This window comes from Campylobacter sp. RM16188, assembly GCF_012978795.1.
In the GTDB taxonomy this organism is placed as follows: Bacteria; Campylobacterota; Campylobacteria; order Campylobacterales; family Campylobacteraceae; genus Campylobacter_A; species Campylobacter_A canis.
The window spans coordinates 60196-73996 of record NZ_LIWQ01000001.1 but is presented as its reverse complement, the minus strand read 5'-3'; the positions used below and the strand labels follow the sequence as shown (position 1 = coordinate 73996).

11 protein-coding genes are annotated in these 13801 nt (G+C 38.3%); 4 read left to right on the top strand and 7 right to left on the bottom strand.

Annotated elements, in window-relative coordinates; all coding sequences use genetic code 11:
* Nucleotides 1-43: 43 nt before the first annotated feature.
* The gene (locus CDOM16188_RS00395) at nucleotides 44-736 is read left to right on the top strand and encodes a pirin family protein (protein ID WP_172197194.1); all 693 of its coding nucleotides are present in this window, start codon (nucleotides 44-46) and stop codon (nucleotides 734-736) included.
* A 31-nt stretch (nucleotides 737-767) separates the two neighbouring features.
* Here the strand turns inward: CDOM16188_RS00395 and CDOM16188_RS00390 are convergent, their stop codons facing one another.
* Both CDOM16188_RS00390 and metE read right to left on the bottom strand, forming a co-directional pair.
* Nucleotides 768-1685, bottom strand: a complete 918-nt coding sequence (locus CDOM16188_RS00390) for a methylenetetrahydrofolate reductase (protein ID WP_172197191.1) — start codon at nucleotides 1683-1685, stop codon at nucleotides 768-770.
* Between the two features lie 40 nt (nucleotides 1686-1725).
* Entirely contained in the window at nucleotides 1726-3987 is a 2262-nt protein-coding gene (metE, locus tag CDOM16188_RS00385) for a 5-methyltetrahydropteroyltriglutamate--homocysteine S-methyltransferase (RefSeq protein WP_172197188.1), read from the bottom strand.
* A 536-nt stretch (nucleotides 3988-4523) separates the two neighbouring features.
* Between metE and rpmI the strand changes: the two genes are divergently transcribed.
* Nucleotides 4524-4715, top strand: coding sequence for a 50S ribosomal protein L35 (gene rpmI / locus CDOM16188_RS00380; protein WP_169942931.1), 192 nt, complete (start codon nucleotides 4524-4526; stop codon nucleotides 4713-4715).
* Nucleotides 4716-4804: 89 nt separating this feature from the next.
* The gene (gene rplT, locus CDOM16188_RS00375; protein WP_172197185.1) at nucleotides 4805-5161 is read left to right on the top strand and encodes a 50S ribosomal protein L20; all 357 of its coding nucleotides are present in this window, start codon (nucleotides 4805-4807) and stop codon (nucleotides 5159-5161) included.
* Between the two features lie 223 nt (nucleotides 5162-5384).
* On the opposite strand, the gene CDOM16188_RS00370 is transcribed toward rplT, so the two are convergent.
* The 3 genes from CDOM16188_RS00370 to coaE are packed head-to-tail and all read right to left on the bottom strand — an operon-like array spanning nucleotide 5385 to nucleotide 7408.
* Entirely contained in the window at nucleotides 5385-6092 is a 708-nt protein-coding gene (locus CDOM16188_RS00370) for a glucosaminidase domain-containing protein (RefSeq protein ID WP_172197182.1), read from the bottom strand.
* Entirely contained in the window at nucleotides 6073-6816 is a 744-nt protein-coding gene (gene dapF, locus CDOM16188_RS00365) for a diaminopimelate epimerase (protein WP_172197179.1), read from the bottom strand. The genes CDOM16188_RS00370 and dapF overlap by 20 nt, the downstream gene beginning before the upstream one ends.
* On the bottom strand, nucleotides 6797-7408 hold the full coding sequence (gene coaE / locus CDOM16188_RS00360) for a dephospho-CoA kinase (RefSeq protein WP_172197176.1): 612 nt from the start codon (nucleotides 7406-7408) through the stop codon (nucleotides 6797-6799). The genes dapF and coaE overlap by 20 nt, the downstream gene beginning before the upstream one ends.
* A 73-nt stretch (nucleotides 7409-7481) precedes the next feature.
* Here coaE and purM point away from each other — a divergent pair, with 73 nt between their 5' ends.
* On the top strand, nucleotides 7482-8465 hold the full coding sequence (gene purM / locus CDOM16188_RS00355; protein WP_172197173.1) for a phosphoribosylformylglycinamidine cyclo-ligase: 984 nt from the start codon (nucleotides 7482-7484) through the stop codon (nucleotides 8463-8465).
* Between the two features lie 42 nt (nucleotides 8466-8507).
* Here purM and CDOM16188_RS00350 read toward each other — a convergent pair whose 3' ends face one another.
* Both CDOM16188_RS00350 and CDOM16188_RS00345 read right to left on the bottom strand, forming a co-directional pair.
* On the bottom strand, nucleotides 8508-12362 hold the full coding sequence (locus CDOM16188_RS00350; protein WP_172197170.1) for a hypothetical protein: 3855 nt from the start codon (nucleotides 12360-12362) through the stop codon (nucleotides 8508-8510).
* 196 nt (nucleotides 12363-12558) lie between these two features.
* Nucleotides 12559-13737 carry a replication-associated recombination protein A gene (locus tag CDOM16188_RS00345; protein WP_172197167.1) on the bottom strand — a complete coding sequence of 393 codons (1179 nt, stop codon included), beginning with the start codon at nucleotides 13735-13737 and terminating at the stop codon, nucleotides 12559-12561.
* Nucleotides 13738-13801 lie beyond the last annotated feature (64 nt).

Genomic DNA, 13801 nt, shown 5'->3' with positions numbered 1-13801 from the left:
TTAGAAAAAACAACTAATATTCCAAGAAAAAATAGGAGAAAAAATGATTCAAACAAGATATGCGCACGAGCGCGGGCAAGGCGGTGGCGGAGGATGGCTTGATAGCAGGCACACATTCTCTTTTGCCAATTATTTCGATCCAAATCACATGGGATTTTCACACCTTCGCGTTATAAACGAGGACTTCGTAGCTCCTGATAGCGGCTTTGGGACACATCCTCATAGAGATATGGAGATACTATCTTACGTACTTAGCGGGCAAATAGCTCATAAAGACAGCATAGGAAATGTTAAAACTCTAAGTGCGGGCGAATTTCAGATAATGAGTGCGGGAACCGGCATAGCTCATTCAGAATACAATCCAAGCAGCACAGATGAGCTGCATTTTTATCAAATTTGGATAGTTCCAAACCAAAAAGGCGTCAATCCAAGATACGAACAAAAAGAATTTGCGCCAAAAGAGGGAGCAACACTTCTGCTTTCGCCAAATGCCGATGAAAATTCATTTAAAATTTATCAGGACATGAAGCTTTTTAGATATCAATACAAAGCAAATTCCACCGAAGAGATCAAGCTTGATATAAACAGAAAATACTGGCTTCAAGTCGTAAAAGGCGAATTAAGCGTAAATGATACTAAGCTAAAAACAAGCGACGCTTTGGCTATCACCGAAGAGAGCGCGCTTCATATAGATACTTTTAGCGAGGTTGAGTTTTTACTATTTGACTTGGTTTAATTACAAATTTGGCAGATTAGCTCTGCCAAATTTAACTTCTATAACTCACGTTTGTTTTTGATATTATCTCTTTTATCCCCTCAAGAAGCCTCAAAGAAGCCTCTATCTCGCTCTTTCTAGCCGATATGCTTTCTATGTTTGCACCTACGCTTACGCCTTTTGCAAGGCTATATTTGTAAAGAAAGTTAAAAAGCTCCAAGCTTAAATTTACCGACGCACTCAGTATATCTTCGCTATTTTTAAGCCTCTCTTCAAAATAATGCGGGATACTTATACCAAGCCACTTCATAAATTCAAGCGTCTTAAGGCTGCCGCAAGGAGTGAATGTAAATATTATCGGCACCTTTTGAATGCTAAGCTTAGAATAATCATCTATAAATTTCTTCGCATTTTCAAGATCATAAACAGCCTGAGTGATAAAGTATTTACATCCGTTTATGGTTTTACTCGCTACTTTTAGATGCTCGCTTGCGTTTTTAGCATGTCGCTCGGGTATGCAAATGCCGCCAAGAAACAGATCGAATTTGCCCTTTTTTGCTATATTATACGCATCATCAAGCCTTAGGCTGATGTCTTGCTCTTTTGAGCTGGCACCCACAAAAACATTTAAATTTACGCTTTGGGTTTTTAAATTTTGCTCAAATTCAGCTTTATCATATTTACCCACAACCTTATAGATAATAGCCTCAACGCTAGTTTTAAGGTAATTTTTATAATACTCCTCAGGCTCAATGGTCTTTATAAACTCAAAAATACGCTCGTTTTTATTTCTATTACTCTCGTCTTGCAAATCATAAAGCACGATTCCATCGACATCTATACTCTCTATCCTATCTCGCCAAATTTTAGCTATTCGGTTGCGCTCGGACTCTTCTAAATGAATTTTTGGAGGTGTTAGTCCATAAAGCAAAATTCCCGGCTCACAGTTTAAAATTTTATCCTTTAACATATCAAAGCCTTTGATTTAAGCCCCGAAAAGGAGCTTAAATTTATAAACTTCTAGCGATCTTAACCGCTTCGATCATGTTTTTAAGGCTAGGCTTAACCTCTTCCCATTTGCGAGTCTTAAGTCCGCAGTCGGGGTTTATCCACAGCTGCTCTTTTGGGAGCACTTCAAGTAGCGCCTTGATCTGCTCAACCATCTCGCCAACCTCAGGCACGCGCGGACTGTGGATATCATAAACTCCGGGACCAACTTCTTGCCTATAACCGACTTCTTTAAAAATTTTAAGAAGCTCATTGCCGCTTCTTGCAGTCTCTATCGATATCACGTCAGCATCCATCGCCTCTATCGTCTTGATGATGTCGTTAAATTCAGAATAACACATATGAGTGTGAATTTGAGTTTTAGCATCCGCCGAGCTTACCGACAACCTGAAACAATCAACGGCAAATTTCTCATACTCGCCTATATTTTCGGCTCTTAGCGGATAGCCCTCTTTAAACGCAGCCTCATCAACCTGAATGATCTTAATGCCCGCGTTTTGCAAATCCGAAATTTCATCATATATACAAAGTGCAAGCTGCTTGGCAATCTGGCTGCGAGGCTTATCATCACGCACAAACGACCAGTTTAGGATCGTTACAGGTCCTGTTAGCATACCTTTCATTATCTTTTTGGTTTTGCTTTGAGCGTAGCTTATCCACTCGACCGTCATCGGATTTGGCCTGCTTACATCGCCAAATAGAAGTGGCGGCTTTACGCATCTGCTGCCATAGCTTTGAACCCAACCGTTCTCGCTAAAAGCATAGCCTTTAAGCTGTTCGCCAAAATACTCAACCATGTCATTCCTCTCAGGCTCGCCGTGAACCAGCACATCAAGCCCGATCTCTTCTTGAAATTTCACGCACTCATCGATATACGCTTTAATATCGGCTTCATAGACTTCTTTTGTGATAAGTCCTTTTTTATAAGCGTTTCTTACCTGCCTAAGTTCTGATGTTTGAGGAAACGAGCCTATCGTGGTTGTCGGTAAAATTCCGTAATCCAAAGTCTCTTTTTGCACCTTTATACGCTCGTTATACGGTGTATCGCGCTCAAATTTAGTTAAATTTGCAACGCGGCTTGCAACCTCTTTTGAGTGAATCAGCTCGGAATTTGCACGAGTGGCTACGGCTTGTTTGTTTTCAGAGTAAAATTTAGCCTCGCACTCGCTTAAATTTTCGCCGTTTGCAAGCTTGGTGATGATCTTTATCTCATCAAGTTTTTCAACCGCAAAGCTCAGCCAGCTTTTGATTTGAGGATTTAGCTTCTCTTCGTATTTTAGCGTATAAGGCACATGAAGAAGCGAGCAGCTGGTGCCTATGTAAAAGTCTTTTCCGTTTAACGCAGAGGCGATCTCTTTTACAAATTTGACCTTCTCGTCAATGTTGCTTTTCCAGATATTTCTGCCGTCAACCACACCGGCAAAAAGCACCTTGTCGCTGTTTGCTATGACGCTAAGCGCGGCTTTGTTTTTATCCGTATGAACAAAGTCAAGTCCGATGCCGTAAATTTTACTTTTAACCAGCTCATTTACCGCTTTTAAAGCATTTTCAAAATACGTCATAAATACGATTTTAACGTTACTTGCCACACCGGCAAACTCATCGTAAATTTTTATAAACCTAGCAAGCTCTTCGTCTTTGTCAGTTACAAAAATCGGCTCGTCAAACTGAACTAAAATTTCATCATCAAGCCTTGCAATTTCGGCTATCAGCTTTTTATATTCATCAGTAAGGCTATCAAAATGCTTAAACGCACAACTTCCGTCGGTCGTCTTTGAAAGAGCCAAAAACGTTATAGGTCCGATTAAATTTATCTTGCCCTTAACTCCGTTTGCCTTAGCTTCGTTGTATTCGGCGATGATTTTGCTTGAATTTAGGCTAAATCCACTATCTAAACAAAGCTCGGGCACGATGTAGTGGTAGTTTGTGTTAAACCACTTTGTCATCTCCATAGCAACGCCGCTTTTATTTCCTCTAGCAAGCGCGAAATACTGCTCAAGCCCGCTTAAATTCGCAAATCTCGGCGGGACGCAACCAAAAGTAATGATATTATCAAGCACCAAATCATAAAACGAAAAGTCATTTACGCTAATAGCTGAAATTCCTGCGTTTTTTTGATAATCCCAATGTCTGGCTTTAAGCTTTTTTGCGGTATCTTGAAGCGTTGCTTCATCGGTTTTGCCCGCCCAAAAATTTTCTAAAACCTTTTTTAATTCTCTTTGCTCGCCTATTCTTGCAAAACCTGTTACAAAACTTTTTATCATAATTTTTCCTTCTAAAATCTAAATTTCAATGTGAAAATTTATAGCTCAAATTTGAGTCATAAAAAACAATGGCCGATGGTTAAAATAAATGTTAAATGTGTGATTTTAGAGGCACATGGGCGGATGACATCCGCTTTTTCTGAGTGAGAAGTGAAATTTGTAGTATTCATTGCCGTAAATTTTAGCGGCAAATTTCAAAAATTGAGAAGCTCTATTTCTAAAAACGCAGTTGCAATGCAACGGACATCCGCTTAAAAACGGGTTGATTCGTATAATTAAAAAAGTGTAATTATTTAAAAAACTCTTCGCAGCTTTGATTTGATCTTTTAATCTAAGCCCTAATTTAAGAAGCCTTAAGCATGGGACATGACATTTTGTAGTCCTTTAAAGTGAATTTGAAGTGGCATTATAAAGATATTTTTATAAAAAATCAAGAGCAAAAGCTGCAAAACAGATAAATTTAAATTTTTTAAAGAAATTTTGGGTATAATCTCGCTCTTACCTAAGCGTAAGAAAAATTTTAAAAGGATTTAGTAATGCCAAAGATGAAATCTGTTCGCGGCGCTGCTAAGCGTTTTAAAGTGGGTAAAAACAAGATTAAAAGAGGCTCAGCATTTAGAAGCCACATTTTAACTAAAAAATCTCGCAACAGAAAAAGAGATTTAAGAAGCCCTCAATACGTTGATAGCACAAATGTCGCAAGCGTTAAATCAATGCTTTGCATGTAATTTAAGTTTTTGACACAAGGTCATTCAAACTCCCCCGATTTTAGGGGCAAGATTCGCTCGGCGAACGCCAATTTGTAAAAAGGATAAATATGGCAAGAGTAAAAACAGGCGTAGTTAGAAGAAGACGCCATAAAAAGGTATTAAAGCTAGCTCGTGGCTTTTACAGCGGAAGACGCAAACACTTTAGAAAAGCTAAAGAGCAGTTAGAAAGAAGTTTAGTTTACGCTTATAGAGACAGACGCGCTAAGAAACGCGATTTCCGCCGTCTTTGGATAGTTAGAATCAACGCTGCTTGCAGACTAAATGATATCAGCTATTCACGTTTCATCAACGGTCTTAAAAAGGCTAACATACAATTAGATAGAAAAATTTTAGCCGATATGGCTATGAATGACCCAAAAGCTTTTGCACAGATTGCTTCTCAAGTAAAGGCTGTTTTAAAATAATTTCAAATTTCTCGCTCAAAAGAGCGAGAAATTCTTTCAATTTCAAAGCTTCACAATCATAATTTAATATTTATAAGTAGCTATCAAAATATAAATTTTCTGTTTCTTGAATGTAAAAATACACAATTACAGCAAAGCAAATTTCGTCACTATCGTTGTTTTAAAATGATGAATTAAAGATTTAAGCATAAGCAAGTTTTATTTATCCGCTATGCTAATTCAATTAATCATACTTCGTTAAATCAAGCTGATTTATAAGCGTCTTTAGCATCTTTACATACTCTTCGCCAAGCTCTGAGTAGTTTTGCATAGTTTCAGCTGCACTAAGTCCGCTAAAAAGCCTGCCGCTTCTTGCAAATTCCGCCCGCAACAACCTAAAATTTTCATATGCGATGTTTGAGTTCAAATTTAGCGCATACATCTGGACAGACTCTTGCAAACTACTAAAAATTCTAATCTTGTGCCGCTTGCCGCGCGCCCTATCAAGCGGCACAAGTCCTACTTCTCCCCAAGTATAATGCCCAAAGATATTGTTTGCCTCTTTTGTAAATCTACTCTCGCCCCAACCGCTCTCGATAGCGGCTTGAGCTATGGCCAGCGAAACAGGGATTTCTCTTATCCGCACCAGATATTCATTAACATTAAAAATATGTTTTATATTGTGCTCGCTTGCGATTTTAGCTAGCTGTATATAACTATCCTCATCAAGCTCACGCAAACCCTGTCTCCAAGCTTGAACAACAAAAGCTACGCAAAATTCACGCTTTGAAGCTATAACACTATTTACATTTACGATAATTGGTCCAATTTCAGCTACAAAAGCTTCCTTTTTCGCTTTGCCTTTTAAGGTGTAGTATTCATCACTAAAGCCGGCATTTAAGCTAGTTACGATAAGCAAGACAAGCCAAATTTTACTCCATAAAATTCGCATCAAAGCAGTGTCTTACCTTGCCCTTAAAAAATATCTTTTCATCTTTAAGCCTCAAACCAAGCTCTTCGCCGCTTTTTGGAAAGACGCGAATTTGCTCTTTTAAGCCTAAATTTTTAACTCCTGCGTAAAAGCACGCCGCCATTCCCGTTCCGCAAGCGTTTGTTTCAGCCTCTACTCCGCGCTCATAAGTTCTAACAAACAAATTTTCGCCTTCAATTTTGGCGAAATTTACGTTTGCATTATGATCTTGGCGCATTTGACGAGCCAAATTCTCATCAAAGTCATTTAAATTCTCACAGAAACTAACAAGATGAGGAACGCCAGTATCATAAAAATACCACTCTCGCTCTAACTTACTGAATTTATCGGCTATCTTAAGAGGTTTTGTTAGTTCAACTTCTACTATATCGCCCTTTACGCTACCACTAACGCTTCCTGCGCCCGTAGATAGAGTTATCTCCTCTGTGTTAGTTAGTTTGTTAGCAAATGCATACAAAAGCGCTGCTCTTGAGCCATTCCCGCACATCGCCGCATAGCTTCCGTCACTGTTGTAAAATTCCCATTTTACGCCGTTTTCAAAAGGAAGTAAAACGATAAGCCCATCAGCTCCTACGCCGTTAAATCTATCGCATAAAATTCTAGCTAACTCGCTTCGATCTTCGCTAACAAAGGTGTGAAATATCACAAAATCATTTCCGCTTGCGTTATACTTCGATACTCTCATACGTGCCTTTCAAATTTCTTAAAAACCCTTCAACTTGGGCTTGCAAATCCTTTAAATTTCCGCTATTGTCGATAACAAAATCAGCCATTTCACGCTTTTTTTCTATATCCATTTGAAGCTCTATTCGATTTTTAGCCTCTTCATGGCTTAAGCCGTTTCGCTTCATAATGCGATCTATTAAGGTTTTTACAGGCGCATAAACGACTACTATATGATTAAATTTCGCCTTGCCAAGACCCTCGAAATAAAGCGGAATATCTACAAAATAAGGCAAATTTTTACTCTCAAGCTTGTTACAAAGCTCATAAATTTTCGCATCTATTCTTGGATGAAGTAAATTTTCAAGCCATTTAAGCGCACTCTTGTCATTAAATACGATTGCGCCAAGCTTTTTTCTATCAATTTTGTCAAAGGACAAAATTTCCTCGCCAAATTTTCTTACAACCTCATCCTTGCAAGCTTCAAGCTCCTCATGAGAAATTTCATCTGCGTCAATCACTTCAAAACCATACATCTTAAGCAGGTTTAAAAATGTGCTTTTGCCGCTTCCTATCGTGCCCGTAACCACGAAAGCATGGTTAAATTTCATCAAATTTCGCCTTTGATTTTTAATTCGATTTTAGCAAGTTTTAGCTAAAATTAGGCAAATTTCAAAAAGGGATAAAATGATAAGCTATAAAGACGCAGGAGTTGATATTGACGCCGGAAACAGCTTCGTAGAAAAGATCAAGCCATATGTAAAATCAACTTTTACGCCGCTAGTTTTAGGCGGTATCGGGTCATTTTCAGGAGCTATAAAACTGCCAAGTGGATACAAAAATCCCGCCATATTAGGAGCTACGGACGGAGTTGGCACAAAACTAAGGCTTGCGATTGATGCGGATAAATTTGACACAGTCGGGCAAGACTTGGTTGCAATGTGCGTGAACGACCTTATTTGCAACTTCGCCACGCCACTTTTTTTCTTAGACTACTACGCAACGGCAAAACTTGACATAAATAGCGCAGCGCAAGTGGTAAAAGGGATCGCCGAGGGTTGCAAACTGGCTCAGTGCGCACTCATAGGCGGAGAAACTGCAGAGATGCCTTCGATGTATGAGGGCAAGGACTTTGACCTAGCAGGCTTTGCGGTAGGAATGGCTGAGATAGACGAGATCGACAGAAGCAAATTTGTCCGCGAAGGAGACGTCATAATCGCACTTCCTAGTAGCGGTCTTCACTCTAACGGCTTTTCGTTAGCAAGGAGGGTTGTTAGTGAGTCAGGTCTTAAATTTGACGATAAAATCGGCGATAAAACACTTATAGATACGCTTTTAGAGCCTACTAGAATTTATGTAAAAGAATTTTTAAGCCTAAAAGATAAAATAAACGCCCTAGCACACATAACAGGCGGTGGCTTAGTCGAAAATTTGCCTCGCGTTTTTCCTGACGGACTTGGCGCAAAGATAGAAAAATCAGCTATCAAAACGCCTGAAATTTTTAAAATCATCGCTCAAAAAGTAGAGCCGTCTGAGATGATGAGAACCTTTAATATGGGCATAGGCATGGCGCTTGTAGCAAGTCCCGACAACACTCAAAGTATCTTAGCGCAATGCGACGGATACATCATCGGTGAAGTTGTTAAGGGCAAGGGAATTAAGCTTATATAAAATACAAAGCAAAGAGTGTTTTAACTCTTTGCTTGTTAAAATTTAACCCACTACGATGTTTGACTCATCAAGCGAGTAACCGCTAATTTGTCCTATTAGTTTTACTTCGTTACTTTCAAGAGTGCCGTTTGAATTCTCGTCTATAGCCTTGAAAACATAATCCGCTCCTCTGCGATCTACGATAACAATCGCTTTAGCACCATTGTCAACATTTTTAGAAAATGCTTTATCGTCTCCAAAAGTATTACTAAATTCAGGAGAATGCCATCCTTGTGTAAAAGAGGTTTTATAAATTTTACCGTTTTCCAACTGAACCGGAGTATGAGGGGTCGAGGATTGCGGCTGAGGAACATCGAAATTTCCTATAGAGTTAAGGCTAGCATCAATAGCCGTAAAATCTATCTTATCGTTTTTACTAAATGATGATAAAACCAATCTGGAAGCATCGGATTTAAGAACAAAAATTTCGTTTGAGTCTTGGGCTGTTATACTACCCGTTACCTGAGTAATCTTTACATTATCATCAGATGAAAATTTGATAGCTTTTATTCCTGAACCATAACGAGGATCAATAAACGAATTGAGCTGCGTAAGAGTTAATTCAAGAATTTCATCTGCGTCTATATCGACTATCCTTTGTCCTGCGCCTTCCATTTTTAGTTTTTGAAACTCTTTTATGGCGCTAAACTCGTCGCTCTTTAAATCCTCAATACTAGCTTTTAACTTAAACGAAAGTCCGGGATATCCGCCTTTATTGGCGTGAAATACGATATCCGGATACGATGCTTTTATATCTTTTAGCATTTTTACCTGATCTGCATTTATCTCTACTTCAGAGCCTTCAAATTTTAAACTAGCAATCTTACTCGGCTCTTGAGATTTTATAAAGCCAAGTATATTTTCAACGCTATCTACTATACTGAATTTACCGTCCCCCTGAAGCTTGCTTGCCGCAAAGGAGTATTCATCTGCTGCAATATCAAGCGAATCTCTGCCTAATTCATAAGATTCTACCTTAGGGTCATGTATCAGATCTTTGTCATCTCTTGCTAAGCCGGTTAAATGTACTTGGTCTATAAATTTATCTTTCAACTGCTTAAAGTCCGAAGCCTTAACCGATAATTTAGCACCGTCTTTTTCTCTAATAAATTTCACGATCTTTTTCTCAAATCCCAAATCGCTTATGAGTTGATTTAATTCATTTGAAGCGATAGATATATCAAGAGTGTTATCGGCGATCTTGTCTTTAGGGAATTTGCCGACATTAAAAATTTCATTAAACTCCTCGGTTGTTATAGATGCCATTTTTTGTATTGACTTATCCTTTAGCTTGGAGGCGTTAGGAACAAGGGCTTTAAGCTGATCTTTAGTAAAGGCTTGAGTATCGGTAAGCTCGATAGAGTCTCGTTTTACTTTATCAAGTATATCCTTGTCCATTCCGATGACATCGTTAGCCGATAATCTAAGAGAGCTAAAGGCATAATCATCAAATTTATCTATATGATCTTTAATAAAATCAAAATCGCCCTTTGTTAAAACAGTATCTTTAGAAAGAGTTATCGCCTTGCTTTCGATTTTATTTTTTAAGCCCAGAGTTAAAATATTTTTAACTTTATCAAGAGTTGCGGTAAAAGATTTGATACCGCCGCCTTGTTTTAGATTATAAGTAACGCCATCCATATCTATGCTGGAGTAATTCGGTATAAAACTTCCCTCTAGTTCGCCTGCTATAAACTTCTCTTTAGTGATGTTTTTAGCATCGGCAAGCGTCATGGCAGATGACGCACTAGTTTCAAAAATAAAATCATCGCCTTGAATTGTAGTAATCTTTCCTGCGCCGAAACCGCCGAATTTATACGTAGTGTCTGAGATTGTTAGCGTATCGCCTGCAACTCCTTTTGATACGATATCATCTAGCGTATATGCGCTTATAGTCTCTTTTGTTTGGCTAGCTTTTGCAGATTTAAAAGTAAAAATTTCTCCACTATCAAATTTAATAGCCTTGACTTTTACACTTCCCGAATCATCGTCTTTGTTTGCTATGCCAAGCTCTTTGCTAGCCTGAGCATCAGCATAGTATTTGCCTTCTTTTTTATAGATACTCACAACATCTTCAATCTTAACCGCAGGTGCACTATCTTCAAAGAGTTTTACAAAGCCATCTTTGCTTACCAACTCTACTCCTGCGGCTACGGTATTTTGAGTAAAAACGAATTTACCGTCGGCGGCATTTAAATTCTCCAAATTTACGTTTTTAAGAATTATCTTAATGTCATCGCTGTTACTAAATCCCGTCCTTGAGCCGTTTACATAGATTATAGTATCGTCTCCGTCTTTTATAATCTGCTTGACATTTACCCCAAGCTCACCTTCGCTAGCAATCCTTTCAAGAGTAGTTGCTCCATCGTGAAATTTGATCTTATCGCCAGGTTTTACACCATCTATCACTATAGTCCCGGTTGAAAGAGAATATTCAAGATGAGAAACATAATATGTAACTTGATTGTCTTTAGTAAGCTTGTATATATTTGCAAGACCGTTTTGCTCCACTCTTTGTGCATAAACTCCGTCGGTAGTGCCCTCAACCAACCCAAAAGGTCTTTCGAAAAACCCATCCTCTTTATATACTGCATTAGCAAAACTTTGAGAATAAGAAATTCCATTTACGGCATCTTTTGGGACAAATACATGCCCGTCTTTTGTAAATGCTTTAAGTATATAAGAAGTTTTTCCTACACCTGCTAATGCATCTCCATCAGGAAAATCCTTAACAATATAAGCATCGGCTACTAGTTTTTTACCGTCACTAGCTCTAACCACTTCACCTTTTTCGGTTACTTTTATCTTTTCATTTATTTGAAGAGGAGGATTAACGCCAGTGTTATCAGATGACAATATACTTACGAAATATTTTTTGCCGTCAATCTCTATCTTCGCGGAAAATCCTATCTGAGTAGGATTTACACCACCTAAATTCATGGCTTTTAATCCTCCCTCTTCCTCTTTTACAGGTGGTGGCGTAGGCGTTCCTCCAGAATTTCCTCCGGAATTTCCGCTACCGCCCTGATTTTCTCCGCCGCTTGAGCCACCTGAATTTCCAGAGCCTTGAGAATTTGAACCACCCTGATTACTATTGTCCGAATTTCCCGAGTTTGATCCACCTTGATCAGAACTTCCCAAATTTGAACCGCCATCAGAGCCTCCGGAATTTCCATCAGAGTTGCCGGATTCAAGCTGTTTTTGAACATCGCTTTCGCTCATGCCTGTTAAACTTGATATGATTTTAACCTTAGAATTAGCCTCAAGCAATGCATCTATCTTAGATACATCTATACCAAGTACATCTTTTTTGGACTCAATTATCTTTTTTATATCCTCTTTGCTTGATATGGCGGTAACTGCGGAGTTTAATTCCACAAAGTCTTTAAGAGCATTTTTAATATCTCCGCTTGGGATATCCGCAACAATACCTGCTATAACATTTGAAAGTATAATTTTATTTACTAAAATATCATGAGCCGCTTTAGTGGCAGGATCTTTACTTTTGGAGTATTCAGGATTTAAAGCGGCTTTCAAAAGCTCGTTTACGATAAGTCCTCTACTCATTCCTTCATTTAACTTGCTTGTCCAAAACGCCTTCCCGCTAGCATCACTATTTACATCTTTATTTAGAGTGGTTTTGTAAATATGAGCGATAAAAGACTCACTTGAATCCAAACTGCCTGCGAAAAATTCTTTTGCGGCAGAACTTTTTAACATCTCATTGGCAATATCTTCTAACTTCAAATTAGTATTTTTAGTCGAGGCTTCAAGCCAAAACTTATTGCCTTTCCCCTCGCTAACTCTACCGAAAAGCGTGACATATAAAGCCGAAATTTGGCTTTGGGTTAGTGCCATTTGACATCTCCTTTATTTATAATAAAAATTAAAATAATAGATGTTATTAAAATTTAATGAAAATAATTCTTAAAATTTAAATTATATTGATGCTATGTTAAAGCTGTGTTACGTTTTATTAATACAATGCAGCGATAAACACAAAAAGCAGTGATATTATTAAATTAACTGTTGAGAGTAAACGCTTAAAGATACTCTAACATAAGCTTTTTAGTCTCTCAAGCCACTCTTCAAGCGTCTTTTCAAATCCTATGCCGTTACTTTCGTAAAATTTAAGCGGTTTTGCCAGATACTTTTGCTCGACCCAACCGCCAAAACTATGCGGATACAGATAGTCTTTCGCCTCAGGAGAAGTGTTTATAAGATAAGGCGGAATTTTAAGAGGCGGCTCATTTTTGACATATTTTAAAGCGTCATTTATCGCCTTGTAGCTTGAATTTGACTTTGGAGAACAAGCTAGATAAACAGCGCATTGCGCTAAAATTATACGCGCTTCAGGATAGCCGATTTTACTAACCGCAAGCATAGTGTTAGTGGCTAAATTTAAGGCATTTGGGTTAGCATTGCCTACATCTTCACTTGCAAATATCACCATCCTACGAGCTATAAAATCAGCGCTTTCGCCGGCGTCAATAAGCCTTGCAAGATAGTATATAGAAGCGTTTTCATCGCTTCCGCGCATGCTTTTTATAAATGCGCTTGCCAAGTGGTAGTGCGTGTCATCCTCACTAACTCCTTCACTAACAGCGTTAGCGCGAAGTATTTTTAAATTTTCAAGAGTTATATCATGGCTTAAATTTAGCGCAAATTCAAGCAAATTTAAAAAACTTCTCGCATCTCCACCGCTACTTTTAAACAGATACTCTTTAGCGTCATCATCTATTTGAAATTCCACCTCATCACTCACTCTCTTAAGCAGTTTTTCAAAATCAACCGAATTTAAAGGCTTAAACTCAAAAAGCATCGAGCGGCTTCTGATGCCCGAGCTAAGAGTAAAGTATGGATTTTCGGTGCTTGCGCCTATTATGATCGCCTTGTAATTTTCCATAGGGATTAGTAGCACTTCTTGCTGGGTCTTGCTTAGGCGATGAATTTCGTCAATGAAAAACAGCGGTTTATTTAAAGCGTTTTCATAGTTTTTTAGGATTTTACGAAACTCGTCTATCTTTAAATTTCCGCCGTCAAATTCATAAAAATCATAGCTCATGGCTCCCGCAACGACTCTTGCAAAGGTGGTTTTGCCACATCCAGCAAGCCCATAAAATATACTATGCGGGATCTTTTCATTTGCGATAAATTTTTTAAAAATCTCTACGATATCTTTTTGTCCGCAAATTTCATCGAGCGTTTTAGGTCGAAATTTAAGAGCAAACATAAACTTCCTTTTTATAATGGCAGGCTTTTGTTTTGTTGATTATATTAGAATTTGTATTAAAGTG

Coding starts and splice junctions, on each gene's coding strand:
- CDOM16188_RS00345 (WP_172197167.1), bottom strand. CDS start 13,737: ATGTTTGCTCTTAAATTTCGACCTAAAACGCTCGATGAAATTTGCGGA.
- purM (WP_172197173.1), top strand. CDS start 7,482: ATGATAAGCTATAAAGACGCAGGAGTTGATATTGACGCCGGAAACAGC.
- CDOM16188_RS00395 (WP_172197194.1), top strand. CDS start 44: ATGATTCAAACAAGATATGCGCACGAGCGCGGGCAAGGCGGTGGCGGA.
- metE (WP_172197188.1), bottom strand. CDS start 3,987: ATGATAAAAAGTTTTGTAACAGGTTTTGCAAGAATAGGCGAGCAAAGA.
- CDOM16188_RS00370 (WP_172197182.1), bottom strand. CDS start 6,092: ATGCGAATTTTATGGAGTAAAATTTGGCTTGTCTTGCTTATCGTAACT.
- rplT (WP_172197185.1), top strand. CDS start 4,805: ATGGCAAGAGTAAAAACAGGCGTAGTTAGAAGAAGACGCCATAAAAAG.
- CDOM16188_RS00350 (WP_172197170.1), bottom strand. CDS start 12,362: ATGGCACTAACCCAAAGCCAAATTTCGGCTTTATATGTCACGCTTTTC.
- rpmI (WP_169942931.1), top strand. CDS start 4,524: ATGCCAAAGATGAAATCTGTTCGCGGCGCTGCTAAGCGTTTTAAAGTG.
- dapF (WP_172197179.1), bottom strand. CDS start 6,816: ATGAGAGTATCGAAGTATAACGCAAGCGGAAATGATTTTGTGATATTT.
- CDOM16188_RS00390 (WP_172197191.1), bottom strand. CDS start 1,685: ATGTTAAAGGATAAAATTTTAAACTGTGAGCCGGGAATTTTGCTTTAT.